Origin of the sequence: Dyadobacter sp. (genome assembly GCF_017744695.1) — a bacterium.
Taxonomy (GTDB): domain Bacteria; phylum Bacteroidota; class Bacteroidia; order Cytophagales; family Spirosomataceae; genus Dyadobacter.
In genome coordinates, this window is the sequence record NZ_JAGIAS010000002.1 from 1,067,761 (window position 1) to 1,093,719 (window position 25,959).

35 protein-coding genes and 1 tRNA gene are annotated in these 25,959 nt (G+C 49.1%); 26 read left to right on the plus strand and 10 right to left on the minus strand.

Translation table 11 applies throughout. The features are described from left to right. The first annotated feature begins 51 nt into the window (after window positions 1-51). Complete coding sequence (locus J7619_RS11825) at window positions 52-3,846, plus strand: polysaccharide lyase family 8 super-sandwich domain-containing protein (protein WP_291198216.1); 3,795 nt, start codon at window positions 52-54, stop codon at window positions 3,844-3,846. Window positions 3,847-3,891: 45 nt separating this feature from the next. Here J7619_RS11825 and J7619_RS11830 read toward each other — a convergent pair whose 3' ends face one another. Continuing rightward, the gene (locus J7619_RS11830; protein ID WP_291198218.1) at window positions 3,892-4,266 is read right to left on the minus strand and encodes a VOC family protein; all 375 of its coding nucleotides are present in this window, start codon (window positions 4,264-4,266) and stop codon (window positions 3,892-3,894) included. Between the two features lie 85 nt (window positions 4,267-4,351). On the opposite strand from J7619_RS11830, the gene J7619_RS11835 reads away from it, so the two are divergent. Next, window positions 4,352-4,840, plus strand: coding sequence for an energy transducer TonB (locus J7619_RS11835; RefSeq protein WP_291198220.1), 489 nt, complete (start codon window positions 4,352-4,354; stop codon window positions 4,838-4,840). Between the two features lie 55 nt (window positions 4,841-4,895). On the opposite strand, the gene J7619_RS11840 is transcribed toward J7619_RS11835, so the two are convergent. Then, window positions 4,896-5,345 carry a carboxymuconolactone decarboxylase family protein gene (locus J7619_RS11840; RefSeq protein WP_291198222.1) on the minus strand — a complete coding sequence of 150 codons (450 nt, stop codon included), beginning with the start codon at window positions 5,343-5,345 and terminating at the stop codon, window positions 4,896-4,898. 249 nt (window positions 5,346-5,594) lie between these two features. On the opposite strand from J7619_RS11840, the gene J7619_RS11845 reads away from it, so the two are divergent. Continuing rightward, the gene (locus J7619_RS11845) at window positions 5,595-6,839 is read left to right on the plus strand and encodes a phage integrase SAM-like domain-containing protein (RefSeq protein WP_291198224.1); all 1,245 of its coding nucleotides are present in this window, start codon (window positions 5,595-5,597) and stop codon (window positions 6,837-6,839) included. On the opposite strand, the gene J7619_RS11850 is transcribed toward J7619_RS11845, so the two are convergent. Beyond that, complete coding sequence (locus tag J7619_RS11850; RefSeq protein ID WP_291198226.1) at window positions 6,832-7,266, minus strand: hypothetical protein; 435 nt, start codon at window positions 7,264-7,266, stop codon at window positions 6,832-6,834. The two genes, J7619_RS11845 and J7619_RS11850, sit on opposite strands and share 8 nt — an antisense overlap. After that, complete coding sequence (locus J7619_RS11855) at window positions 7,263-8,075, minus strand: helix-turn-helix domain-containing protein (RefSeq protein ID WP_291198228.1); 813 nt, start codon at window positions 8,073-8,075, stop codon at window positions 7,263-7,265. The genes J7619_RS11850 and J7619_RS11855 overlap by 4 nt, the downstream gene beginning before the upstream one ends. Before the next feature lie 235 nt (window positions 8,076-8,310). On the opposite strand from J7619_RS11855, the gene J7619_RS11860 reads away from it, so the two are divergent. The 22 genes from J7619_RS11860 (at window position 8,311) to J7619_RS11965 (ending at window position 21,437) form a co-directional block, all read left to right on the plus strand. Next, complete coding sequence (locus tag J7619_RS11860) at window positions 8,311-8,526, plus strand: hypothetical protein (protein WP_291198230.1); 216 nt, start codon at window positions 8,311-8,313, stop codon at window positions 8,524-8,526. A gap of 120 nt (window positions 8,527-8,646) precedes the next feature. Further along, a tRNA-OTHER gene (locus tag J7619_RS11865) sits at window positions 8,647-8,779 on the plus strand. Between the two features lie 167 nt (window positions 8,780-8,946). Beyond that, complete coding sequence (locus tag J7619_RS11870; protein ID WP_291198232.1) at window positions 8,947-9,702, plus strand: phage antirepressor KilAC domain-containing protein; 756 nt, start codon at window positions 8,947-8,949, stop codon at window positions 9,700-9,702. Between the two features lie 26 nt (window positions 9,703-9,728). Beyond that, window positions 9,729-9,983 carry a hypothetical protein gene (locus tag J7619_RS11875; RefSeq protein ID WP_291198234.1) on the plus strand — a complete coding sequence of 85 codons (255 nt, stop codon included), beginning with the start codon at window positions 9,729-9,731 and terminating at the stop codon, window positions 9,981-9,983. Window positions 9,984-10,091: 108 nt separating this feature from the next. Further along, window positions 10,092-10,427 (plus strand): hypothetical protein, encoded by a 336-nt coding sequence (locus tag J7619_RS11880; RefSeq protein WP_291198236.1) that lies wholly within the window; start codon window positions 10,092-10,094, stop codon window positions 10,425-10,427. 61 nt (window positions 10,428-10,488) lie between these two features. Next, a complete protein-coding gene (locus J7619_RS11885) occupies window positions 10,489-11,214 on the plus strand; it encodes a hypothetical protein (RefSeq protein WP_291198238.1) in 726 nt (241 codons plus the stop codon). A 41-nt stretch (window positions 11,215-11,255) separates the two neighbouring features. Beyond that, on the plus strand, window positions 11,256-11,423 hold the full coding sequence (locus tag J7619_RS11890; RefSeq protein ID WP_291198240.1) for a hypothetical protein: 168 nt from the start codon (window positions 11,256-11,258) through the stop codon (window positions 11,421-11,423). Beyond that, entirely contained in the window at window positions 11,424-11,969 is a 546-nt protein-coding gene (locus tag J7619_RS11895) for a hypothetical protein (RefSeq protein WP_291198242.1), read from the plus strand. A gap of 6 nt (window positions 11,970-11,975) precedes the next feature. Further along, the gene (dnaN, locus tag J7619_RS11900; RefSeq protein ID WP_291198244.1) at window positions 11,976-13,133 is read left to right on the plus strand and encodes a DNA polymerase III subunit beta; all 1,158 of its coding nucleotides are present in this window, start codon (window positions 11,976-11,978) and stop codon (window positions 13,131-13,133) included. 84 nt (window positions 13,134-13,217) lie between these two features. Then, complete coding sequence (locus J7619_RS11905; protein WP_291198246.1) at window positions 13,218-13,859, plus strand: DUF3560 domain-containing protein; 642 nt, start codon at window positions 13,218-13,220, stop codon at window positions 13,857-13,859. Window positions 13,860-13,944: 85 nt separating this feature from the next. Continuing rightward, complete coding sequence (gene dcm / locus J7619_RS11910; protein ID WP_291198309.1) at window positions 13,945-14,958, plus strand: DNA (cytosine-5-)-methyltransferase; 1,014 nt, start codon at window positions 13,945-13,947, stop codon at window positions 14,956-14,958. A gap of 15 nt (window positions 14,959-14,973) precedes the next feature. Further along, on the plus strand, window positions 14,974-15,468 hold the full coding sequence (locus J7619_RS11915; protein ID WP_291198248.1) for a DNA N-6-adenine-methyltransferase: 495 nt from the start codon (window positions 14,974-14,976) through the stop codon (window positions 15,466-15,468). Window positions 15,469-15,535: 67 nt separating this feature from the next. After that, a complete protein-coding gene (locus J7619_RS11920; RefSeq protein ID WP_291198250.1) occupies window positions 15,536-16,045 on the plus strand; it encodes a DUF4494 domain-containing protein in 510 nt (169 codons plus the stop codon). A gap of 2 nt (window positions 16,046-16,047) precedes the next feature. Next, the gene (locus tag J7619_RS11925) at window positions 16,048-16,407 is read left to right on the plus strand and encodes a hypothetical protein (protein ID WP_291198252.1); all 360 of its coding nucleotides are present in this window, start codon (window positions 16,048-16,050) and stop codon (window positions 16,405-16,407) included. Window positions 16,408-16,417: 10 nt separating this feature from the next. After that, on the plus strand, window positions 16,418-17,368 hold the full coding sequence (locus tag J7619_RS11930) for a DUF4373 domain-containing protein (RefSeq protein WP_291198254.1): 951 nt from the start codon (window positions 16,418-16,420) through the stop codon (window positions 17,366-17,368). Next, window positions 17,365-18,279 carry a hypothetical protein gene (locus tag J7619_RS11935; RefSeq protein WP_291198256.1) on the plus strand — a complete coding sequence of 305 codons (915 nt, stop codon included), beginning with the start codon at window positions 17,365-17,367 and terminating at the stop codon, window positions 18,277-18,279. Before J7619_RS11930 ends, J7619_RS11935 begins: the two co-directional genes overlap by 4 nt. 9 nt (window positions 18,280-18,288) lie before the next feature. Beyond that, window positions 18,289-18,834, plus strand: a complete 546-nt coding sequence (locus tag J7619_RS11940; protein WP_291198258.1) for a hypothetical protein — start codon at window positions 18,289-18,291, stop codon at window positions 18,832-18,834. A gap of 189 nt (window positions 18,835-19,023) precedes the next feature. Beyond that, window positions 19,024-19,251, plus strand: a complete 228-nt coding sequence (locus J7619_RS11945) for a hypothetical protein (RefSeq protein ID WP_291198260.1) — start codon at window positions 19,024-19,026, stop codon at window positions 19,249-19,251. A gap of 104 nt (window positions 19,252-19,355) precedes the next feature. Next, window positions 19,356-19,718, plus strand: coding sequence for a hypothetical protein (locus J7619_RS11950; RefSeq protein ID WP_291198262.1), 363 nt, complete (start codon window positions 19,356-19,358; stop codon window positions 19,716-19,718). Window positions 19,719-20,005: 287 nt separating this feature from the next. Further along, the gene (locus J7619_RS11955) at window positions 20,006-20,287 is read left to right on the plus strand and encodes a hypothetical protein (RefSeq protein ID WP_291198264.1); all 282 of its coding nucleotides are present in this window, start codon (window positions 20,006-20,008) and stop codon (window positions 20,285-20,287) included. Continuing rightward, the gene (locus tag J7619_RS11960) at window positions 20,272-20,904 is read left to right on the plus strand and encodes a hypothetical protein (protein ID WP_291198266.1); all 633 of its coding nucleotides are present in this window, start codon (window positions 20,272-20,274) and stop codon (window positions 20,902-20,904) included. The genes J7619_RS11955 and J7619_RS11960 overlap by 16 nt, the downstream gene beginning before the upstream one ends. Window positions 20,905-21,068: 164 nt before the next feature. Beyond that, a complete protein-coding gene (locus J7619_RS11965; RefSeq protein ID WP_291198268.1) occupies window positions 21,069-21,437 on the plus strand; it encodes a hypothetical protein in 369 nt (122 codons plus the stop codon). 56 nt (window positions 21,438-21,493) lie between these two features. Here J7619_RS11965 and J7619_RS11970 read toward each other — a convergent pair whose 3' ends face one another. From J7619_RS11970 to J7619_RS11980, 3 genes are all read right to left on the minus strand, one after another. After that, complete coding sequence (locus J7619_RS11970; RefSeq protein WP_291198270.1) at window positions 21,494-22,006, minus strand: glycoside hydrolase family 108 protein; 513 nt, start codon at window positions 22,004-22,006, stop codon at window positions 21,494-21,496. 270 nt (window positions 22,007-22,276) lie between these two features. Then, window positions 22,277-22,597, minus strand: coding sequence for a hypothetical protein (locus J7619_RS11975; protein ID WP_291198272.1), 321 nt, complete (start codon window positions 22,595-22,597; stop codon window positions 22,277-22,279). 13 nt (window positions 22,598-22,610) lie between these two features. Beyond that, entirely contained in the window at window positions 22,611-23,003 is a 393-nt protein-coding gene (locus J7619_RS11980) for a hypothetical protein (RefSeq protein WP_291198274.1), read from the minus strand. Between the two features lie 7 nt (window positions 23,004-23,010). On the opposite strand from J7619_RS11980, the gene J7619_RS11985 reads away from it, so the two are divergent. Then, window positions 23,011-23,163: a hypothetical protein gene (locus J7619_RS11985; protein WP_291198275.1), complete on the plus strand. Its 153-nt coding sequence runs from the start codon at window positions 23,011-23,013 to the stop codon at window positions 23,161-23,163. A gap of 29 nt (window positions 23,164-23,192) precedes the next feature. Here J7619_RS11985 and J7619_RS11990 read toward each other — a convergent pair whose 3' ends face one another. The 3 genes from J7619_RS11990 to J7619_RS12000 form a co-directional block, all read right to left on the minus strand. After that, window positions 23,193-25,058, minus strand: a complete 1,866-nt coding sequence (locus tag J7619_RS11990) for a hypothetical protein (protein WP_291198277.1) — start codon at window positions 25,056-25,058, stop codon at window positions 23,193-23,195. Window positions 25,059-25,113: 55 nt separating this feature from the next. Then, entirely contained in the window at window positions 25,114-25,530 is a 417-nt protein-coding gene (locus J7619_RS11995) for a hypothetical protein (protein ID WP_291198279.1), read from the minus strand. Between the two features lie 34 nt (window positions 25,531-25,564). After that, a partial coding sequence (locus J7619_RS12000; RefSeq protein ID WP_291198281.1) for a hypothetical protein occupies window positions 25,565-25,959 on the minus strand: 395 nt, incomplete at its 5' end.

The window sequence follows — 25,959 nt, forward strand, 5'->3', positions numbered from 1 at the left end:
GCTCTTGATATTTTGTCAAAAACAGGCTTATCCATTTAATTTCAAAACATCATGAAACAATGTAAGTCCTTTACCAAAATGCTTTTCCTCTTGGCGGTGATCACCTTCCTGCCGGGGAACAAGGCGCACGGCCAGAACGATTTCACCACCATTTCTGACCGCATTTTTGACAATTTCCAAACCACCAGCGCTTCGACGGTCGACACGCAGGTAGCCTCCCTTCTCAGCACTTTACAACCCGATTTCTCCTGGCCGGATATCAATTACGCATCCACGGCCCAAACCGACTGGGCACCGGGCAACCATTTGGTCAGAATGGGCACCCTCGCCAAAGCCTATTCCAAACCCACCAGCACTTATTACGGCGACGCCAATCTGAAAGCCAAGATCGAAGGTGTGATGAACTATTGGCTGGGACTGAGCCCCACGCCCAGTAGCACCAACTGGTTCTACCTGTCGATCAGCGTGCCCAAAGACATTGGCAATACGCTCATTTGCCTTCGTAAATCACCCGCAGGCATTTCCCAAACCCTGGAAAACCAGATGCTTGCCTGGATGACCAAGGGGGTATCAATCACGGTCTCGCCCGCTAAGGACGGTTCCAACCTCACCGACGTCGCCCAGCATTACATCATGCGTGCCTGCCTCACCGAAAACCAGAGCCTGCTCAACCAGGCCATTACCGCGGTAACCAATTCGATCGTTATTACGACCGGCGAGGGCATCCAGAACGACAACTCCTACACCGCGCATGGCCCGCAGCTGTATGTGTACGGGTACGGGCGCGAGTATGTGTCGGGCATCAGCAACATCGCGGTGTATGTGGCCGGTACGTCCTACGCATTTTCGAGCGACAAGCTGGCTATATTCTCGGATTTTGTCAGAAAAGGTTTTGTAAAACCCTCCCGCGGCGCCTATGCCGACTATAACCTGTACGGACGCGGTGTGAGCCGTGCCAATGCGGGCAAGGCCGACGTCGCGCTTATCGAAAAAGTAAAAGCATTCGATCTTCCCGCATATGCCACCGAGTACGACAATGCGATCCAGCGGATGCGCGGGTTGCAGCCTCCTTCCTATAATGTCTCGCCCGAACACGTGCATTACTGGCGCACCGATTACACCGTGCACCACCGGCCGGGCTACATGTTCGGGCAGCGCAGCATTTCCAACCGGAATGCCAAATCGGAAATGGGCAACGGGGAGAATATCAAGGGGTATTATCTGACGGAGGGCGTGAATTACATTGCCGTAAATGGGGATGAGTATTACAATATTTTCCCGGTTTGGGAATGGAACAAAATTCCCGGCACCACGGTCCCTGAGATCACTACCTACCCCGTGAGAGCTTCCTGGGGCGTAAATTTCGGCACTGTGCCGTTCGTAGGCGGTGTATCCGACGGCGTTTACGGGGCCAGCGCATTCGCCATGAACGACTACGGCACAACCGCCAAAAAGGCATGGTTTTATTTTGACAATGAGATCGTTTGCCTCGGATCGGGCATCACTTCGTCGGCCGCCCAGGCCATCAATACCACCGTCAACCAATGCCTTCTGCAAACCGACGTAACGGTATCGGACGCCTCTAACAACGTAAGCGTGCTGGCAAGCGGCTCACGCGACTATGCCGGCAACCTGAAATGGGCTTTGCAAGGCAATGTGGGCTATTATTTCCCCCAGGCGGGACTCGTTTCGCTGAGCAATCAGACGCAGACCGGCAGCTGGTCGTCCATTAACACCACAGGCTCCACGGCATCGGTCTCTGCCGATGTTTTTAAATTGTGGTTCAAACATGGCATTGCGCCGAGTAATGCCTCTTACGCCTATTTCGTACTCCCTGGCAAAACTTCGGCGGCTGAAATGCAGGCCTACAATGCATCCGACATCAGCATTCTCAGCAATACCCCGGCGGTTCAGGCGGTACGGCATAATGCGCTGGGCATTTGGCAGATCGTGTTTTACCAGGCAGGTGAATTCACCGCCGACCAGGTGACCGTGAAAGTGGACAAAGCCTGCGTAATAATACTTAAAAATGCGGGCAGCAACGACGTAACGGTACATATCGCAGATCCGGCGCAGAGTGCGCAGCAGGTTTATATGGGTATTAAAAATAACCAGTTCGCGACGATGAAAGCGGCTGCAATCACCCTGCCGGCAGGTGCTAACGCTGGAAGCTCCGTGGAAGCCCATATTACCACCAGCAGTCCGGATTACCAGCAACCGGTTGAACCTCTCTCGACCCTTGCCGCCGTGGCCGACGCCTTCGTACGCAGCGGCGGCAGCGGCAGTACGGCCGCATACGCGACCACGAACTACGGCACCGATGCCGTCCTGACCGTTAAAAAAGAAAGTGCCGGGTACGACCGCGAGACCTTCATCAAGTTCGACCTGAGCACCGTAACCTCCACCCCGGACAGCGCCGTGCTCCAATTGCGGGTAAACAATGCCAATACTTCGATTACCAGTACCAAATGGGCATTCTACCTGGTGGAGAACAACAGCTGGACCGAAACGGGCATCACCTGGGCGAACAAGCCGGCGCATACCACCCGCCTGGGCGATATGACCGGCACGGTAAGCGGCTCCACCATCCGCTTCAATGTATCGTCCGCGGTCATCGGCCGTCTTGCCGCCGACAAAATCCTGTCGCTGCACATCGTTTCGGAACCGACGACCACCGATGCGGCGATTATCAGCAAAACCGATGCGAGTTTCAATGCACGGGAAAATGCCAATGCACTCTACCGGCCGCAAGTGCTGATTTACGGCAGCAATACCCCAACTCCGCAAACATTGAAAGACTCCCTGCTCACTACCGCCGACTCTTACGTACGCAGCAACGGCAATGCGGCGAACAACTTTGGCTCCCAGGGTTATCTGGTCGCCCGCAACAAGTCGGACGATACCCAGGAAATATACCTCGCGTTCGACCTGCACGGCATGCATCGCCACGTTTCCAATGCCAAAATCCGGCTCTGGGGCATTGAAAGCGGCCTTAGTACGGGCTGGAACCTCGCGGTGGCCTCCAATAACTATTCCACCAGCGCCACACCATGGAACGAAACCGGCGTGAACTGGAACAACAAGCCACAGGCGGGCAGCTCCATTGCCAGTGCCAGCGCACCCGCAACGGCTGGTTATGTCTATTTCGATATCACTTCCGCATTAGGCAGCATCTCGTCCGACAGCATCCTAACCGTCAGGATTGCCGCCACTACCGATGTTTACAGCTCGTTCCGGTCGAGGAATTACGCTACGGATGCGCTCCGTCCCAAACTCATTTACGAGTACAGCAACGGACAATCGCCAACACTTCCCGTCGAGTTGGTTTATTTCAGAGGAAATGCAGAGAATAATGCGGTCATGTTGTCGTGGGAAACGGCTGCGGAAGAGAACAACAGCCATTTCGAAGTCGAGCGCAGCGCCGACGCGCGGACCTTCCACTTGATTGCTCGCGTAGATGGTTTCGGAACTACCCAGCTTGCAAGGAAATACGCATGGATGGATAACGAGGCTATCAATGGGCCTGTTTACTACCGCCTCCGGCAGGTCGATCACAACGGAACCACGACGGTTTCTTCCATTATTTCAGTGCGGAAACCTACGGAAAAGTTATTCGCCATCGGCCCTAACCCCGCGTCCGGACATCTGGATGTATTCCTGGGAGACGACAACACCAGCGCTTCCCTGTCGATCATCGGCTCCGATGGCCGTACGTTGGCATCGAAACAGGTTTCCAAAACGCCGATTGCCCGTCTCGATCTCACCGGATATTTACCCGGCGCCTACCTGATCCGCATCAGCAAAGGGCAAACCGTGCAGACTTACCGGTTTGTGATTTCAAAGTAGGTTAATTGCTCCGCCAGCCGGTATGCATTCGCTCCGGCTGGCGGGTCAGGCAATGTGCTGGCTACTGCAAAACCGGATCGTATTGCCATCCGCATCCGTGACATAAAACTCCCTCCTCCCCCAGGTTTGATCCACAGGTCCCTGATGCACCGGCGACCCGGCCCTTAGCGAAGTATCCAGCCCGCGTTCCAGGTATTTCGCGAACAACGCATCCACATCTTCCACCCAAAAATAAACGACCGACCCGAACAGCCTTTCGCTCTCGGATGTGGTCAGCTGCATATTCCAGCCGTCGCGGCCCAGATCCACCACCGGCGAATCGGCGCTATCGTTCGGGTCCGTCATCCGGAAATCCAGCACCTCCGTGTAGTACCGGATGGCTTCGGTCATGTTTGTTACTTTGAATAGCGGGACGATCATAGGAATCAGGATTTTTTAGTTCAGCAACAGTCCTGTTTGGATTGAATTATATTTTATTATATATTTAAGTAAATTATATAATATCATGAACCATTTCATATCCTCTTTATCATTCGCATTAGTCCTATGCGCCCTCACAGGCGCCCACGCGCAGGTTCGCAAAACTTTGCCGCCAGTCGACACCGGCGTTCTGAACGTTGAGCAACCGATTGTACCGCATGATACTCCTGCTAAAACAGCCGGGGCAATAGAACCTGCTGTCTTTGGCTGCGGCTTCGAACAACAACCCGAATACCCTGGTGGTACCAAAGCAATGTACAAATTTATTGATGCCAACCTTCACATTCCCTCAGAGGCAAAAGAAGCAGGTATCTCAGGAAGGGTTTTTACCAGTTTCTACATTGAAACGACGGGCGAAATCACCGGGGTGACCGTTTTGAAAGGACTCGGATACGGTTGCGACGAAGAAGCAATACGGCTGGTTGAATCGATGCCCCGCTGGAAACCGGGGAGAGTTTACAGTAAGCCGAAAAGAGTCAAATACAACCTGCCTATCTCGTTTGCAACAAAATAATAGCCGGAGCCTGCTGTTGCACACGCCCGGCTATTTCCAACTCACATTCCTGCTGTTAAAGCGCCACCGTCTTCGTCGAAATCCCAATTCTGTTCAAGAAATTGATATGGCTGATACAGATCATCAAATCACCGATCTCGCTTGTTGTGAAATGCGCTTTGACATTTTCGTAGGTCGCGTCGGCCACACCGTCGACAGAAATGTGCGTGATTTCCTCGGTGAGTTGCAGGGCGGCTCTTTCACTGTCGGTGAATAGCGGACTTTCCTTCCAGGCGGAGAGCGCAAATATCCGCCGGGCCGATTCGCCGATTTGCAATGCCTCGGTGGTGTGGTAGTCGATACAATAGGCACATTTGTTGATCTGCGAAGCGCGGATCTTGATCAGTTCGATGAGGTTGCGGGGAATGGTGGAGGCGTAGATCCGTTTTTCAATGGCCGCCATGTGGGTCCAATAAGAAGGTTCCTCTTTCCAGACGTCCAGCCGATGTTTAACAACTTTTGACATGATTGACATTATTTTGTTTTGACTATGACAAAATTCGCCAGTCGTGCGGAGGATCTTCTTAAACCAGTTTAAGAACTGAAAGTGAAATTAATTTTTAATCAAACTTAAAAGTCTTTAAATAAACATAAAATGAAGCGTTTTTAGGCACTTTACAAAAGATAGCACTATTGCCAGATTGAAATGGTTTTATGTAGATTTGAAAAGCGGCTTCCCCCGAAACCGTCCCCCATCAACATAACACCAAACACAATGGCTACCGTAAATTTCTACTTGAAGGAGGCGAACTCCGACAAAAAAACACCTATCAATTTATCCTTTTCATTTGGCGCTGGTTCCCCTTTCAAGTACGCAACCGGCTTCTCGGTTCTACCCTCTGATTGGAGCACCGACAAGCAGCGAGTGCGGGAAAAACGAAGTGTTCCAGAAGCGGCAGAATGCAATGCCTACCTCAACCGGGTAGAGGCTACAATCAATCAAGTTTATTTCCGGGCAATGGCCGCAGGCGATACCATTACGCGAGAGCTGCTACGTGAATTGATGGATCAGGAGCTAGACAAGGCGACTAAGAGGAAAAAGGTCGGCACCTTTATGGCCTACCTCGACTACATTGTTGATTTTAAGAAAAATATCGGCTCTTCGGATCGGTGGATTGTCGAGGCGGCGGTGATCAACATCAAGGAATACGCCGCCGCAAAAAAGAAAAAGCTAAACTTCTCGGATATCACACTTGCCTTTCGAGACGAATTCAACTCCTTTTTAGAAGAGAAAGGATACAAGCAGAATTCCATATCCACCTACTTCGCAGCCCTCCGCATTATCCTCATCCAGGCTCAGGAGGACGGGATCAACCCGTACAACCATTTTCGTAGCAAAAAGTTTTCAGCCAAAAAAGAAAAGGTGAAGCGCTACGCGTTAAAGGAGTCGGAACTCATCAAGATATATGAGGTAGATCTCTCCGGGTATCCGCGCACCTATGAAGACACCCGAGACACCTTCCTGATCGGCGCGTTCTCCCTAATGCGTGTATCCGATTATAGCAAGTTGGAAAAAGGCCACTTCCAAGATGGTAAAATCTATCGAAAAACCCAGAAAACAGGCACGAACGTCGTAATCCCGGTTCACTGGGTCGTGTCCGAGATTCTAAAAAAGCGCAACGGCGAGCTACCTCAGCACGTGGACCGCATGACCATCAATATTCGCATCAAGGAAATTGCAAAGCTGGCCGGCATCAACAGCGAGGTAGTGGTTACCTACACCAAAGGAGGCAAGCGCGTCCACGAAGTAAAATCAAAGGCCGAAACTATTACCAGTCATACTGCCCGCAGATCAGGCGCCACTAATATGATCAAACGCGGCATTGCAAGAAGTAAAGTAATGACTATCGGAGGATGGGCCACAGAAGAGGCCTTCAACAAATACCTGGATATGTCCGAGGAAGAGACCGCCGACGAGCTTGCCAGTCACCCGTTTTTCCAGAAACTAGTTACTACTTAATGATAAATTCTACCGGAGCCGAGGATGGAAATGCATTTGCTATCTTGTATAGTTCGATGAAGCGCGTTTTCGCATAACTACCTCGGGCACCTATATTGCTCACCTGGTCAATACCAAGGCCAGTGGCCATGCTTTGGGCGGTCAAATGCACCGTTGAATCCTTAATGACAAATTGTAGCTTCAAAAGCCCCCAATTCGATTGTTTGTATTCGGTCGTGATAATTCCCAAATCTTTATCTGCCTTTCCCAATGCATAGCCTTTATCCGTGATATAAGCGCCTATCGCTTTATAAATCTCATCATAACCAGATACCTTTGGTTTTAATACAGCGCAATTAGCTCCCTTAGTCACATCCGACACATTCACGGACTGACCATAACTAATTAACCCAAAGAAAAGCATAACTATTGCAAGGATAATTCTCATTCCATTTCTCGCGTATTGATGACAATATAATACAATTCCTGTACTTCATCCAAGTGAACAAAGTCGTCCGGGTAAGCCGGGTTCAACGATCGATAGTGCAATATCCCGTTGTCAACATCATGGTCCACAATCTCCTTTGTAATGATGCCGTCATATTTGACTATCACCCACTTCGAACGCTTGTGCAAATGTAGCTTACTCAGCCAGTACTTTTTATGCAGCTTTCTAGCTGTTACCAAATCACCCTCCGCAATGGACTCCCTAGTGCCGTTATCCATCGAGTCACCTTGAACCCGGAATGTTCGGTATGTTCCAAAATGCAACTTATTAACCACTACTGCATGCTTAGGCAACTCTTCTACAAATTCGGTATCTGCCCAGCCGGAAACGTATCCAGCATAGGCTTTTTGCTCTACCAAAGGTGTAACCATCAAAAACCTACCCTCTCCTATATCAAGGAATTCGGTCCCATCTTGGCGCTTTATCACTTCAAGCGGCGTGTCTGGAATGTTAATTGGCTCAGCATTAGATTCAAACTTCCTGTCTGGTTTCGGCTTCGCTTCTGGTTTCTGTTCGTTTTCGAAAAGCCCTCCAATGCCGAAATGCCACCAATCGGGATTTACATTAAAGGTATTCAATATTTTAAATTCAACGTTGGACCCGATTGTGCGTTTGCCATTTTCCATTTTCCCCAGGTTCGCTTGGTGCGTACCTATCCTTTCGGCAAATTCCTGCTGACTTAAACCGAGCGCATCTCGCAGGGTTTTCAACCTAATACCTTTAATCGCAACAGGTTCTTTATCAGCCATTTATAAAGTGTAGTAAAAAATAGGAGAAAATACGAGTCATTTGACTTGACATTTTATAGTCATTTGACTTATATTTGCATATGTCATGAACGAATTACTGACAAAGATATATCGGCGGTGTCGTATAGGCAAACGTTCTGGTCAGACGGTACTGCGGATTGTTGATTGGTATTTTTGACATGAATGGTGAATAGGTAAAATCAAGAAACATTTCATCAATAAACTTCATATCACAATGAGCCAATACACAACAGCAGACATGGTTTCCTTTGGGGAATACATCCTATCAGAAGAACGAAGCGCCAGCATCAGAAAGCCGATCAACCAGTCGCGGACTCTGGAATCAGATTTGGCCAACTGGTCGGCGAAGCAAGGAAAGTCATTTGTAGATGTCGACCATCCTCAACAACAAGATACAGAGGAAGTTCTTGGACAAGGCCACATGTATTGAAAGGTTAAGGGTTTAAGAATAGTGATACTGGCAGTGGGCGGCTGCATGCTGCCAGTATAAAGAAATTAAAGAGCAAGTCCTTTGCGTGCCGTTGAATAGGCGGAGATTGTAAAGGCAGGTGGTAGTGTAGCTCAGTTGGTTAGAGCAAGGGATGTGTTTAAGTTATGATAATGGGGAGGCGGTGAAACCGCTGATGATCTTAGTAACTGGCATGAGTACCTATTGGTCGAGGGTTCGAGCCCCTCCATTACCGCGAATGACCATGGCATTCACCTCATTAACCGAGAGTAGGCTTTCCGGTGTGCCGCAACAGAAAACACCGGAACCGCAGGGATTCGCGATTTTGCGAACCCTTACTCAAAGTTGAGTAACCCAATGGATGCCTTTCTAGAATTTTAGAAACCCAAACACTTCATCATAATGCAAGAACTAATTCAAATCGGAAAAAGCACTGGCGGAAGGGATATCGTTTCTGCCCGGGATCTTTACCAGTTCCTTGGACCGAGCGAGCGTTTCAATAACTGGTTTGATCGCCAGCTCGGATACGGATTCATCGAAGGGACTGATTACGTAGGGTGTAAAGTTTTTAACACCCTGGCAAGACAAGAACTGGACGACTTTGTGATCACCATCGAAATGGCCAAAGAGATTTCAATGATCCAGCGCAGCGAAAGAGGGAAGCAAGCACGACAGTATTTTATCGCTTGTGAGCAGCGACTCCGGGAGAATGCCCAGCCGGTTTACTCATTACCGACCACACACGCTGAGGCCCTACGCCAATTGGCGGAAAAGGTAGAATCGGAAGAGCGACTACTGAAAGAAAATGCAGAGCTCCGTCCGAAAGCAGCCTATACCGACATGGTTCTTTCCTCAGTGGATGAGTGGACCACTACAACGATCGCCAAAGGTTTAGGCCTGTCAGCGATACAATTGAACAACCTACTATGCCAAATGCAGGTGCAGTACCGGCACGACGGCAGTTTCGTTCTCTACGCACGCTATCAAAATAAGGGACTGGCCAAACAACGAACATTCCCGTTTATCAGCCGGTCGACCAACGAAACCCGAACGCGCACCTACCTGGTGTGGACTGAAACCGGCAAGGAATTTATACACCGCCTTTTGAATCCTGTTTTGAAGGAATTTGCCGAGGCGGCCCGTCAACAGGCATCATAGTTTAATTCACAACCATACAATCCAAAATGGAGGCAACCGTCGAACTTACCGTAACCCAGAAGCTGGCAATCAGAAACGAGAAAATCTATTCTGAATACCAGAGGCTCCTATCGGATGGAACTCCGTCCTACGCCGCGGTAAAGCACATTCAGCAGCACTCCGAAAAAATCGGAGGAACGTACATTTCCTCTTTCGAGCAGATTTACCGTATCATCAAAAAGATCCGGCTCAAAAAGGAAAAGGAGGCCAGAAAAAAGCGCCGCGCACTCGCAGCCGCTTAGCTATGACCTGGACCTTCATAATCGTGATCATGCTATCGGCAGCGATAGCCGCCCCTTTCATCCGGGAGCGTTTCAAAAAATCTCATTGAAGCCAAAACACCAAATACCATGAGCGTCCTTGAACGTATCGAGCAGCACATGAACGAGCAGTATGCCTTCATGCAGGAGCTGAATAGCTCATTGCAAGGAATGCAGCCAAAGCCAGAAGAGGCCCCAGACGTATTTATCAATGCCAGCGAGGTACAGCGTATCCTTTCCGTTTCACCTCCAACAGTGATCATGTGGACCAGGCAGGGAATTATCCGCCAGCACACCAATGAACAGTGCCGGGCAAACAAGTTCCTGCTCCGGGAAATCCTCTGGCTGAAAAAGCAGAAGTACACATTCTTGAGTGCACCAGAAATCAAGTCGCTTATCCAGCGCCGCACCTCAGAATTATCGTAAAAGTCTTTACGTATATACAAATCCGTTTTCTACAAATTTTAAATCTATAACCAAATACAACATGGGAAGAGCCGACGAATTCCGACCGTCAAACCCTGCCGAGCGCTTCTACGATTGGCGCAGCGATGAGAATGCATTTTGCTTTTACGATAAGGACATGGATGCACGCATACCGGCGCCGCTACCTTTCAAGTTTTTGATCCTCCGCCAGTCGATCAGGATTACCGGCGTAGATAAGCAGACAAACCAGCAAATCCTCAGCAACGAGGTTCGCAGCGTCAGCAAAGAAACACTGAACGTTCGCCTGAAAGATGGCAATGTTCTATCAAGTGGCTTCTGGTCGCAAATCAAGGAGGAGGTTAACGCCTTCGGTGGCCACTACACCAAGATCATTTACGCGATGGATGCCGACGGCAATATGATTTGCCTGCGCATCCGCGGAAAAGGACTACAAGCATGGGGCGACACGGTTGGAAAAAACCAGCGCCGCCAGCGTGACGAATGGATTTCCGTAATCGAATACGGAGAGGACTTCTATGATGAAAAGCCGTTCTCGTGGCCATTGTTCGAATTTGGCGGATCGCTTTCAAAAGAAATGTCGCAGCGTGGCGATGAGCTTTATGAAGAGCTCGATGCGTACTATAAGGAAATCGAAAATCGCGCGTATCAGCCGGCCGCCGCTCCATCACATGCTCCGACTGCCTCAACGACGGTAACAATGCCTGCTCCTGCACAAACCGCCACATTGCCGTTTGCTGCTGAGGACGACGACGATTTGCCCTTTTAGCGTGCCAAATTCCACTTCATCACCCTAAAACTACGGTTTCTATGAAAAAGGCCATACGGAGGATGCCGGCAATCAATGTATTCTACTCCATCGAGATTGCCGCTGTAACCGCTTGCGTGTTTTTCCTCATCAGGCTTGCCTTGATAGCCGCGGGGAATTCGATCCCTGACAATTTCATCAATTACGTACTTTCAAACCTTTCCAAGTAAATGGCAACACAAATTTTCCAAGGCTACTTTGAATTCATTCAAAGGGAAGACAAGACCGTGAACGGAGTTTCCGCTGAATTTGCGCAGGAAAACCCGGATTTCGAGAAGCAGAACGAGACGAATAAGGGCTGCTGGAACTGCTCCGACTGCTCCGGCTGCTCCCGCTGCTCCCGCTGCTCCTATTTGACAAATGCAGCGCCAGTATCCTCAGCGAAGGCGCCCGAAGGAACCAGGTATCCAGTGATAGAAAATATTCACCAGAAAGTATTGGAGGCAGTTTCCGCCCCTAATGTGCTGGATATGCAGTCATGGCATACGTGCGACACCACTCATTGCCGCGCCGGGTGGGTAGTGTTTATGGCCGGCGAAGAAGGTAGAAAGCTGGAACAGAAAACCACTACCGCATTTGCCGCAATGATGATCTACAAAGCTTCATCCGAGATACGCGTAAGTCCTACGCGCTTCTATGAATCCAATGATGTTGCAATGGCTGATATTAAGCGTTGCGCGGACCTGGAAGTGCAATCCCAAACACAAAACCAATAAAATAGCATGGTTGCAGAAAAAGTAAGAGTGATCGGCGGCACTGTTGAAGTCGCCGATCTCAAACGCGCGCTGAATTTGTTTACCAAAGTCATCCGCGAAACACCTATTGTTCCAATCCTTGACAATGTGCTCTTTCATTTTGAGCTGGGTACCTTGCACCTGACGGCATCGAATTTGATTACCACGGTCTTCACATCAATCCAGGAGGTGGATTTTTGCAAGACTGGTTCATTCCTGTTACCCTACCGTCAAATCAAGTCACTGGTTGCGCTTTCTCCGGAGGGGAGAATGGCATTTCAGTCCAAAGGGACAGAAGAGGACGGTTTCGAGATGATTATTACCACTGAATGGGGAGAGTTCCATTTTTCAGAACAGCACAAGGTAATCGACTATCCTAAACTATCTTGGTCTCCCATTGAGCATTTCAGGATCGGCATGGATGAGCTGCGCGAAGGCCTTAAATTGACTCGCCGCACAGTTTCTACCGACGACTTGCGCCCCGCTATGACTGGAATCTACTTCGATATTGCGGAGGGAAGTATCAAGCTAGTTTCCACTGATGGGCACAGATTGACAAAATACGAAACCAATGCACCAGCCACGGAAACCATCCTGCCGTTTTTACTGCATGCAAATTTCGCTGATTTCGTTTTGCACAGCACGTCATTAAAGGACAAGGAGGTGTCCTTCGGATATCGTTCGGGCAATGCCATTGTCAGGTTTGAAAATTGCATAGTGCTTTGCCGGTGCATTGATGCGTTCTTTTACAATTACAAAGAGGTGATGCCTCAGTCGTTCCTCTTCCAGGTTTCGCTTGATATCGCCCAAGTGAAGCAGCGTCTCCAGCTGGCCATGCTGTTTGCGAACACTACTACAAAGCAAATGGCATTCGAATTCTCGGGAGATAGTCTTAGCCTCAGCTCTGAGGACTTGGATTACGGATTTAAAAGCAAGCAATCGCTGCGCCTCGAACAGGCGTTGGAGCCCTTGAAAATCGGTTTCAATGCAAAGTTTGTAACACAGGCACTGGCGCCGTTCAGTGGATCAGTCACAATGCAGCTATCCGCACCTAACAAGCCGGTTATCCTCATCCCGCAGGCAAAACATGCAAAGTCTGTGCAATTGCTTTTGATGCCAGTAATGCTAGGACATCCTTACCAGTAATCGCCCCCTGTTTTTCCGGGTAATGTCGATGACCATAAAAGGACATTACCCGGAATATTACCCAGAGAGAAAACAAGAGAAATTATGAACACTTACAGCAAATATTGTCCAAATGTATTCTTGGCAAAATGCGAGGAACAGCATGAAAAAGGATCTACGATTATTCTGGAAACAAAATATGGTCAGGAGCACGAGTGTATCGTCTTTAATCTGATCTACCAAAAGGATGGCTTCTTCTTTTACTCGATCGTTCGGGCTGATGGATTTAATGTTCAGGAATGGGCAAAACGCAAGGCAGAGCGCTTGAACAATGCAAGCGCCAGAGCGAACTCAAAGAGCACAGAATATTGGGAAGCCTCTCACGAAGGAAAGGACTTTCTTGCACTTGCGGAGCCGATAAAGGTGGGGCACCATAGTGAAAAAAGGCATAGAGCGCTCATAGAACGAAATCATGCTAGAATGGACAAATCGGTAGAGTTTTCCGACAAAGCGGCTGAATACGGCGCCCGAGCTGATTATTGGGAGCGGAAAGCCAGTACCATCAACCTTTCCATGCCTGAAAGCCTAGAATTTTATGAATTTAAACTTGAACAGGCGATTCGGAATCATCAGGGCATGAAAGATGGGAGCATCGAACGCAGCCACTCGTTTTCACTCACATACGCTAAGAAGGAAGTGAAGGAGTTGACTCAGAAAGTTGAATTAGCAAAAAGGCTGTGGGATTAATTGTTAACCTTAAACGAGCCGAACCCCTATGAATCACGGTAGCTTGTTTTCGGGCATTGGAGGCTTTGACCTCGCTGCGCAGTGGATGGGCTGGATAAACGTATTTCACTGTGAGTGGAACCCATTCGGGCAGAAAGTTCTCAATCATTATTGGCCTGACGCCATTTCGTACAATGACATTACAAAGACAGATTTCGCTATTCACCGAGGGTCAATCGATATTATTTCCGGAGGATTCCCGTGTCAGCCATACAGCACAGCAGGTAAGCGACTTGGAAAGGAAGATAACCGCCACCTCTGGCCGGAAATGCTTAGAGCAATTCGAGAGATTCAACCGAGCTGGGTTGTGGGCGAAAACGTTCGCGGGCTTACTAATTGGAATGGAGGGTTGGTTTTCGACGAGGTGCAGGCTGACTTGGAAAATGAAGGCTACGAAGTCACACCGTTTCTACTTCCAGCTTGTGCCGTCGGAGCCCCTCACAGGAGAGACAGGATTTGGTTTGTTGCCCACTCCTCAGGTATTCGATGCGAGCGGAACATTTGCGCCGGGCAAGGAATACAATGGAGCCAGCAAGCACGCGGAAAAATTGGGGCAGGCGGTAATTCGCAGGGGCCTGCTTCCTACGCCCAAAGCGAACGATTCGGAGAAGCGCGGCCAGATTTCAGCAGATCCGAGGAATGGATTACCGGGTCAAGCAGTGAACGGCCTTTTGCCAACCCCAACAAATTCGATGGCAACCTATCAGGATTTCGAACAGGCGAAGTTTCACAGTTCGAAACGTCCGGAATACGGAAAGATCATGCTTCCGACTCCGACAGCCAGCAGCGACGCGAAAGGAGGTTGTACGCGACCCAACGAGAAGCGGCAGAACGACACATTGGCGCATTCGACCCACGGAATGGTCGGGGAGCCTGGGAAGACTTCCCAACTCAATCCCCGGTTCGTTCTGGAAATGATGGGTTTCCCTCCGGACTGGACGGAATTACCGTTTCAAAGTGGCGAAACGAATCGATAAAGGCCGCAGGCAACGCGATTGTACCGCAGGTCGCATACCAGATATTCAAAGCAATTCAACATTTCCACGATTGTAAACTTTAACCGAGCCGAACCTTTATGTCCCGCAAAAATGGAATGGGAGCGCATCAGAGCGCAAAGATGAAGAATGACGAGTGGCTTACGCCGCCTGCTGTTTTGGAAAAGCTCGGAACGTTTGATCTGGATCCGTGCAGTCCGATTGCACGGCCCTGGAATACCGCCCGTGTTCACTTCTCAAAGGAGCAAGACGGATTGGCGCAGCAATGGTTTGGCCGCGTATGGTGTAATCCTCCATACGGGAAGGAAGCCTCGCTATGGCTGGAAAAGCTTTCGAATCACAACCAGGGCACGGCGTTGATTTTTGCCCGAACTGAAACTGATATGTTTTTTCGGTGGGTGTGGCGCAAAGCAAGCGCCGTGTTATTCATTCAAGGCCGGTTGTATTTCTACGATGTAAATGGCCGCGTCGCACCTGCTAACTCCGGTGCGCCGTCAGTCCTGGTCGCGTATGGATCCAGAGACAAAGAAATCCTACGCATGTGCGGCATCCCCGGCAAATTCATCGAATTGTAAACTTTAACAGCGTCGAACCCCTGACGCTGCATTTCAAATCAACTTTTCACCACTAATCACCAACATCATGGCATCATGGTATTTTTCAAAAATCCGCTATCAAAAGGAGGATGAGGCGGGTAGTTTAAGAACGATCGATGAAGCGTATCTCATCGACGCGGTATCCTTCACAGAAGCAGAGGCAAAGTGTTACGAGCTGATCGAAACCGATGCGAGCGATTTCAATGTAACGGCAATCAATCGCATGCGCCTGGCTGACATTTTCACCTACGAGGAGGGCGAGCAATGGTTCAAGGCGAAGCTCATTTACTTCTCAGTCGATGAGCGCAGCGGTAAGGAAAAGAAAATCGTAAACCACATGCTCGTAAACGCCGAGGGCATTCAGCAGGCGCTCGACCGGATCAACGAAAGCATTCGCAACTTCCTGATTCCTTACGAAGTGACTGATATCAACCTTACACCGATCCTCGATGTTTTCCCGTATTCCGCTGAGGAAAACAACGGATCTGAAATTTCTGCCAACATGCGCCCATTGAGCGAAGTGATGGCGGAGCGTACCCAAACGACGACTCAGTAACCATGCCGGAGACCGTAAACTGGCAGTACTGCGAGCATTGCGGAAAGCGGTATGCCATGAAGCACTCATGCAAGAAAGGAGTCAAGCGTAAGCCGATCAGGAAAGTAAGCAAGAAGCGCCGAAAGGAGCAGGAAACATACCGGGTGGATGCGAAAGAGTTTATCCGCCTCAACCCGGTATGCTTTGCAAAACTGGACGGATGCACGAAACGGTCTACCGACGTACACCATCTCGCCGGTCGCGGAATATTACTAAATGTAAAACGCCTTTGGCGGCCTGTCTGCCGGAACTGCCACATCATTATCCATGACGTAATGAGCATGGAAGAGGCCGTAAGCCTCGGATTAAGAATCAAGAAATAACCCTTTCAATATGGCACGCCCACCAAAACCAGGACTAGAATACTTTCCGAAGGATTCGAACATGTACTCGGACCGCAAGATCCGGCGGCTAATGGCTACCCATGGACTTAAAGGGGCAGTAGTGTACGATTACCTTCTATGCCTCATCTATGGCGGCAATGGGTATTTCATCCGCTACGACTCCGAATTGGCATTTGACATCGCGGATTTCATAGGTGCGTCGATCACCGAAAAGGACGTACAGGATGTGATCGATTCTTGCGTAACACTGGACCTTTTTGATCGCGGACTTTATGACATTAATAAGGTGCTCACATCGACGGAAATTCAGGAGCGATACGTCGTAGCAAAGCGCTCCGCCAGCATTTTACCTGAATTTATCTTGATTGAAATAACCCAGGTTATTACAGCAGAAACCCGGGTTAATGTTGCAGAAACTGCCAGAAATGAAACAAAAAGTGCGTCAAAACAGGGTTTAAGTACACAAAGTAAAGTAAAGGAAAGTAAAGTAAATAAAAGTAGAGGGAAGGAAGAGGTTTCCGCGACCGCGATTCCGACCTATGTTCAGGACGAATTAGAAGACCTGAAAAAAAAATCTAATCCCCCCGAGTTGCGCGGCACCCCCCTTACGATCGACGACTGCGAAGAGTTCCTCCGAACCAATCAAGCGTTTCGAGAAACGGCCTGTATGACGCGAAAGGTAGACATGCCGGACTACGATGCCGCACTGGTAGAGTTTATCGCTGAGAAGCGAGTTTTGGGGCACGAGTGGAAGTCTGAGCTCGATTCCAAGCGTCACTTTTTGAGCTACCTGTCGATTTGGAAGCAAAAGCAGGCCAAAATCGGTACGGGTAGTTCGGCTGGAAAGCTGGTTCAGTCCGCTCACACCGTTGCCGCTGCCACCAAGCAAATCGCCGAAGAAGGCGGATTCTACACCTATGAAGAACTTCAAAACCTATGAACAAGCTGATAACATCACAGCCGGCAACGTTCAGGAGCGTAGCCGAAGAGAAGCTTACCAGAACCGAGAACGCAATTGTCCGAGCCTCCTCAGCTTCTGAGAATAATCCAAGACTGTCGGAGATGAACGGGCAACAAATCCCGATGATCATCACGGCCATCATGCTCAAAGCCGCTACCCGGCTCGGTAGCCGCCCGAAAGACCCGCAGGAACAAGCCATCCTCAGCCGGGAATTAAATCACGACTTGATGAAATTTCCGGGATTGACCGAGCGCGAGATTATGACCGCATTGGAAAACGGACTCGATGGACTTTACCTGAAACGCCCAGACGATCCGGTAATTTTCACGCCCTCCAATTTCGTGCAATGGATTCGTGCCTACATCGAGGAGACAAAAAAGCCGGTGATGAAAAAATTAGCACAGCACGCCCAACAGGTGAAGCCGGATGAGTGGATTATTCCAGACTCAGAGCAGCTGAAAATGTCGCATGAGTTCTTTCTCAGCATCATGAAACGGGTTTTGGATGGCGGAAGCTATGAAGACTACGGCAATGTCCTTTATCGGTTCCTCGAAAAGGTGGACCAGCTTGTTTTTGACAGCGAAGACAAGTGGAAGGCAATGGATACCGCCAAGCTGGAACTACTCGAAGAAGCCAGACAAAGCCGCGACTTGGTCAACGCCCGCAGCGCAGTGGAGAGCACCATGGAAATGATCCAGCGTGCAGAAAACGGAAGCCGGGAAGAAGCTATCGTATCGATGGCAAAACGAATCTTAATCCGGGAACAACTGGATTTTTACAGGCTTTTCAGTGAGCAAGAACTCACGGATCTATTCGACGCAATCAAAGAGAAAGTTGAATACCTGTGTATTGAACTGGCAACACCTGCCGATGAACATCAACAATCTTAAAAATCATTCATGCAAGTAAAGCACATCGTCGGGATAGATCCCGATTTAAAGCGCTCTGGCCTTGCCATTTGGGACGTATCTGGCCAATGGGTGTACCACAAGGCTGTTTCGTTCTCAGACCTCATTTTGCGCGTCACAATGCTCTGCCAAAAGGAAGACACTGTAATCATCCTGGAAGCGGGATGGCTCAACAGAAAATCGAACTTCCGAAAAGGATTTTCAAAGCGAAAATCTGACCGGATCAGCAAGAATGTCGGAGAAAACCAGGCTACGGGGAAACACCTTTCCGAAATCCTGTCCGGCGCTGGATACCAGGTGATAGAGCAAAAACCTTTACCAAAAGGCCCACTAAAAGGCAAATCCTGGACCGAAGCAGGCCGCAAGTTTATCCAGGACAATTCCGGCATCACTGGCCGCCTCAACGATGAAGAGAGGGATGCTATCTATCTCATCCTGATGAAAAAGCAATCAATCATCCAATCAACAAACACAATAAGCAATGGATCTACAACTCGCACCGGGCCACTTTACAAAGGCCATGGTAACAACGACTAAGCCAATCTGCCAAGCTCCGGCAGGAGCCCAGCTCCGTATCATCATCGAATTTTTCCGCCTTGTGAAGGAGGGCGGAAAAAAGATGCAGGTATATAGTGATGGGCATGGGTTTCCATTCCTATGCCTGGCGCTGAATCCCGAAGACATGGAAGAGTATTTCACCGACATAACCCTCATTCCGCGCACAACATGAAACGAGGCACAGTAAAATCAAAACCAAAAGATCCAGCCCCCAAGCAGAACTTCATCCAGAACAAGGAAGTGTTTGACGGCAATATCAGTCGGCGCTATGAGGGCCTACCGAAGTTCCAGATCATAGAACCCGGGCAGCGACCATACATCGCCTATTCCAAACGCTCACTTACTGAACTACGGAAAAAACACCCGACCTGGACGATCAACCGGATTAAATATTGATCCCATGGGCAGCATCGTCCGACATATCGATGACATGATCGAAGAGTTCGGGTCACTCGAAAATTATCAGAAGCATTTACAACAAACCAAAACCAGTTACATCGATGAAAAAAGCCGTATTTATCCTCAGCCTCCTGTCTGCAACAATGGCCACATCCTGCAAGGAGAAGGCCGTAATAGTGCCGGTGCAGCGAACCTTGAACGGGACTAAATGGAAGATTTTCCTTTTCCGGCAGGGTGACCGCGACGTGCATAAAATCCTGTCTTTCCGGGCTCCTAACATTGTAAACATCTCGATCCGGGATGATCACGGCTATCTGGTCAATAACGTTCAGGAGGAATGGACATACCTGTATGAGCATCCTGACTTTAAGGTATTCGGCCCGTTCGATGTGCCATTTAGTGGCCGTATCATCGAGGAAGGACTGATGGAGTTCCAAGGAGAGCAATTCATTAAATCAAAATAGCCGCCGTAGCAAAATAATCGAATCCCAATTATCCAATGAAAACAAACCCAAACGATCCAGCGACACCGTGTAAGGTTGCTGTTCACTCCGGACACCCATTGATGGGCTACCACGATAAACAGTTTGGAGGGTTCACAAAGCGAGAGTCGATAGCGATTCAAGTGTTGAATTCATCTATACGAGGCGGCATTAGCCCATATGTCTTAGACCTTCCTGATTTATGTGTAAGGATTGCCGATGCGCTGATCAATGCTTTAAATGAATCATCCAATACAAACTAAATAATCATGGATTTACTCGATTATAAAAAGAAAATAGGCTTCGATATCTCGGTTCATATCCGGGATAATCCGCCTCAACACTGCAATTTCAAGTTCTACACTTTTTGCGAAGGGCTGGACTTGATCGTTAATAATCACATTATCGCCGCGTCCGCAGATGGGAACACGCCTGATGAAGCCCTGAGTGATCTTGCCGGCCAGCTTTCAGGAATGAAAATTGGCTATAATGGGCAGGTTTACGATGTGCCAGAACTCACCTACGGAGCCACACCATGGAAACAACAATAGAATCAATTTTGGGGCGTCCGCCATCTATCGGGGACATTTTGTTTAGCACACAGTCGGGCTGCAAATGGGAGTTTACTGGTGTGAATTGGGTTAAAAAGGAAAAAGTTAGTCCCATTAAACTAGGGAGCGGCTCCATAGAAGTATTCTTGGCGCTTTTTGCTTGCCGACCTCATCGAATTAAGGCCGGGTGCTGTTGGGAGGTTAAAGAGGTATGCCCAACATTCAACGGTTTACTGTTATTCGACGGGGACGTAATTATGGCTAAAATTGATAATCCGGATTTCAACAATATGGATGACTGGTATATTCTGGATAGGCCTGGGCACGAATTCTTTGCTGCGACATCGCCTGTTGCCCCATGTGTTGAAGGTCCTATCCAGAATGTTGAATTCAAACTCGAAGTCGGCAAATCCTATGAAGTCCGCGATCCGAGGTATGTTCGGGCCCATAACAACGAAACGGTCGTTAAGATTGACAAAATGCGCGTAAACCAATACGGCGAAAAAGAATTCAGAGGTGATCAGTATCGTCCACTTTGGTACTATGAGGATGGACAGTACACAGGTCAAGACGATACCAGCATGGATTTTTATGATTTGGTTCGAGAAATACAGTAGTCATTGTTAAATTACAGCCAACAGCACACCGGCGCATTCGTAATGGATGGGTAGGCCCACGGAATAGGTAAGATCCTCGGCCATGATCGGGGAGACGAGAGTTCGAACCTCTCATGCGCCGGGTGCTGCCTTTTTGAATAAGTTACACCATAACAGTGATCAACATGCCAGAGACAAAAATACCGTCAATTTCCCACGAAGAGTTCGGGGCGATGATTACAGACCTTCGGCAGCTATGCGAGCCGAGAGATGCGGAAACCTTACAGATACTTGCAACAAATTTTTTTAGTAAGTACAGGGCTTCCGATCTCCTCTACATGGTTTCTCAATACGAAAAATCGCAATATCCTGTCAGTGAAGAGTTTTGGCCGTTGAGCAGCGGAGAACCAGTTGCGAATGAAAACGTGCGAGGGTTTATGTTACCTCCTTCTCGTGAAACTGACAGGAGTAAATGGACAATGGGGAAGATTGGCAATTGGGGGCAAGACGGATCGGATAAAGGGATCGATCTTAATTTTGAAGGAGCAAAATAAATCAGGGGCCTATGAAGCCCCTTCTTTATGTACTACTCCCTAAACTAAATCGAATGTCAGTTTTCCAGGCATATCCTGGTTATCTTTTGATTCCTCAGCAGCCAGCCCGCGAGAAAGTCCCGGTAGGCTGCTTTCTTTTTTGCGAGGCCGGTATAATGCCAAATCCTCATTTCTGAGTACTTCCACGCATCCACATTGGCGGCCGCCTTTAAGGTTTTCGGGCCTATCAGTCCGTCCACGACTACGCCGGCCGCACGTTGCAGCTCTCTGATTGCCACAACTGGCCCGGCATTCACTGCGAAATCCAACACATGGAGACTTATTTTCCCTGGCAGTAGGTCGCCTTTGATTTCATCCCAGAAATCCCGCTTGTACAGGAATTTTGCCCGGTCTTTGGTCAGGTTACGGATATCCTCATCCGGGTAGCTGGCCGCAGATATTCCGAACTTGGTTCCCTTCAAAATGCCCTTGCCGATCTTACCACCGGTCCAGTTGCCGGCGTCGCTCTCCTTGGCTGTAAATCCACCTTCTTCGGATAATACATAGCCTATTGCTTGCTCGAAATTCATTACCAATTAATTTTTACTAAAAACCTCCCTAGCCAGTCCTTTTTTGCCCTGCAACCCTTGTAGACGATCAGCCTCTCTGTGAGAACTGCCGCGAACAAAAAGGTGAAAGTGGGCGCCTTAGGCCCGATCCAGAAGCCAGCAACACAAAAGAGGACCAAAAACCAGCGATACAGCTTGCGCCCAATGGTATCAGTTCTGCGCCTCCTCAGTGTCATATGCGACAGAATAGTCAATACGAGAATGAAGGCACACAATGCTGTGTGCGCGACATTAAACAGGATTTCCATCATCGGTATCTATTTTCTTTACAATTTTTGCCCTGATTACATGCATTACCTGCTCGAAGCTGTAAACAACACCTCCGGTGATCACCGCCGAAACAGACGGGTTTTGAATGTTGAACACTTGGATTACCACGCCAGGAACTACCAGAGCGCTCACAAGCCCCATGATCACCATTGAAATGACTCGCCTCTTAGATGGTGGAACCTCTGTCTCGTAAATCCTGAACAGGGTTATCAGAGACGCGGAACAAAAGGAAATGATCCACATCTCCGCAGGCACGCCAAACCGTTTAAATAATTCTTCCATTTCGGGTTATCCGTTATAGTTTCAAACCAAGTAATATGCCTCCCGTTACCCCGAGGCCGATCCCAAAGCGGAATCCTCGCCACCAATTTCGTTTACCCGTATTCCTCTCCTGGCTGCGCGAGGCTTCAATATTTTGTTTCTGCATTTCGTTTTGCAGGTTTTGCAGACGCATGGCGGTTCGTAGCTCTGTAACTTCTTTGGTCTGGGACTCATAGGCTGATTTCAGGCTAAAAAAAGTAGGCTTTAATTTTTCGTAGCGATAAGCGCTATCGAGGAGTGCGCTTTCGAATGCTGTCCGCTTTGGCGGCTGATTCGATTCTTGCGCCCAGCTTGTTACGCTCACGGCCGGAAGGATCCACAGAATCAGGGACAGCGCTTTTACGATACCCTTCAAGTTTGTTTTCATAATCTGGATGATGTTTTTTGACCGTATCGGCGTGCTGATCGGCCCGGCGTTGGCTCTCCCGGATTGTATCGGCGAAATCGGGCGCATCCGGGTTTGGTGTAGGTTGTCGGAACCCTCGGTACCATTGAATGCAGGCGAAAACCAGAATCACCGCCAGTAGCCCGGCGATGATCTTCCAATGGTTGAGCTTCATTTCAGTAAGATTTTGACAACCTTGTTGACACCTCCGCCGCGCTGGCTGTACATCTCCCGGTACTCCTGCAAGCCTGCATACCTGGAAATCGTAAATGTGAAACCATCGCCCTGGGCAATGCCCGTCATGCCGCTATCACCGTCGATGAATTCTTGACGGATCCTGTAAAGCGCGGGCCCTAGCTGGGCGTTGATTTTCGGCGCGTAGAACGCCATTGCCAAACTCGCATCGTCGCCACCTCGTTTGAAAAAGGAAGAAACCCAATAATAGAGAATGTCGCCGTTCACGTCTTCATCCTCGCGAGTTTGCCAGTCCTGATCTACCGATAAATCGTTAGGATCGAATTCGATTACCTTGGCTGCACCGGGGAATGTGGCCGCATTCAGGTCGGTTGCCATCAGCTTGCTATTCTGACTGCCGGCATCACCCTCGGAACTGTAAATCATATCGGGCTGATCAGCCGTACCAGCGCTGAAAATCTCATTCAGCTTGTAAAGCCCGGTCCAGGTTCCGCTTGGCGCACCGACTCCGGCATACATGCCCATGCTCCGCACCTTTCCTTTTCCTCCTTCCCGGACTCCCTGTACAAATGCAGCGTGAAAATCTTTCAGTCCCTTTGTTCTGAACTCATACCACTTTTTGCCAGCTTCCGAATTCGTAAATAGGTAGGCAATGTGTTCCTCGTTATTCTGCGCTGGATAAGGTACAGCCATACCTCCGGAATAGTCCCGCCATGCATTCAGATCGATTTGTCCATATCCAGTAAGGAGCAGCTGATTATTTGCCCGGCGCACAATAACCGTTTCATATTCTTCACCAGGGCTGGTCGCGGTCGAAATGTAGTCAACGTACTCAGGATACTTTGCCATGAACTCGGCCAGGTGCCGGGCTGCATTTTTGAACCTCTCCCTACCGGTGGTGCTGTTAAAGCTTGGCAGGTAGGTTTTATCTCTAACCGGAGTTTGATCCTTGTCATGCCATACTAAATCTTGCGTCGGCTCGTCATCAGAGGGCTTCCAGTTTGGATCCGGCAAATGTTCGAGCATTTCAGAACGACCCAAGTAATCATCACCAATCGCACGCCACGGAATGAGCGCAATGGATAGTTTGAGGCCTCTTTGCTTACAGTAATTAATAACATCGAGTAGCTTATCATCACGAAATACGTCCTTTCGTGGCTCGTAATCGTGCCACTTCATATTGACCCGGATAGCGTCTATTCCCCGGAACTTCTTCCCGTTGTAGGTCAGATTGCAAAACGCTTCAATTCGCGGAAGCCAATCCTTATTGATCCCGGTCGGCGCTGAAACATCAAAGCCGTAGCCGGTCAGGTTCATTGTAATGCCTCGTTCCCCGGTGTTTACAGGCGGCGGACCAGAATTCCCGTCGTCACCTCCATTACCTTCGCCTGTTGGCTTCGGAACTACAAACGTTTTGCTGTACACGTCGCTCTTGCAGGTATTCCCCTGCACGTTCAACGTGTATTCGCCTGGTTCCAGTCCTGCATAAGTAATTGGCTCCCGGTTGCCGGTAGGTTTTACTGATCCGAAAGCTACGCGGGTAGAACCTTTGTAAATCGAATAATCCCATCCGCGCACGTCTTCACCATCCCATAGCACCATTGCGGAAGTGGATGTGATGTTGTAAATATCCTCGGGCTTTGGTCCGCGAGGGCACGGCTTCAATCCGTTCGGCGGGTTCTGCGTGTCGCCGCCATCGCCTTTGATTTTGAACAGGCTATCGACGTACGCCTTTTGCTTCGCCTCGGAAGCCTTGACTTTCGAATCAATGATCTGATCGATCGATTGCGCGGTTACCAACTGGCTACACGCCAGCAGTACCGCTATCAGCAGTTGTTTCATGAAATGGTTTTTAGTTGTTGATGAATGATACTAGTCTACTATTATTTACTCTTAGTTATTCAATCGGTGCTGGCTGATAATTCGCAGCGATCACGAAGCCTTTGAAGCCTTTAAGATAGCCCCGGTGCAAATCTGCCGGCACCTGGTCGATGCAATTGGTTTCAATGTGGATTTCCTCATCCAAAAGATCCTCAATAGCATCATCGAGGTTGTTTTCTCCCTCCTCTGTAAACAGGTAATTGCCGTTGGCGTCTTTAAGTAGTACGGTCGTTTTCTTATCCTTCTCGGCGTGCTTACGGCGGAGCCGGCTAACTTGTTTGTTGTACTTTTCAATCTGAGGTTTCCATTCTTCGATTGCGTCGGTAAGCGCATCGCTAAGTGGCGTATCCTTCTCTTTGGCCTCCTCAGCGGCTTGCAAATAGTTATTTGCCAGGTTGAAAAATTCGATCAGTTTTCTGTTAGTAGTTTGCATTGGTCTTGATTTAGTTTATTGATGAAAAAATTGATTATCCTACGTAGACCCAACCCGTCGATTTGTACACATACACACCCTCCGTTCCGTCAGTTTGGTATACCTGACCACCTAATGAGATACTCATTGATAGGCGCTCGGAAGCCGTAACCCTTTTAAAGAAAGTGAGGCCGTCAACCTCGAAATTTCCATTCATTCGGATAAGTACGCCACCAACGTATTGAAGCAAGCTATTGGTTAAAGAGGTAGATCCATTCCACATTGGGATATAATTTGAAGACCCGCTACCGGAGACGCCAGCGGATATAGTCCACGATCTATCCAGCGATAGATCCTGTGAAATGCCGTTGATCGTCAGCACGCGCGAAGTGGGAACCCCGCCGCCACTTGGCAGAGCATACCAGCCCTTGCCACCCGATCCATCAGTGC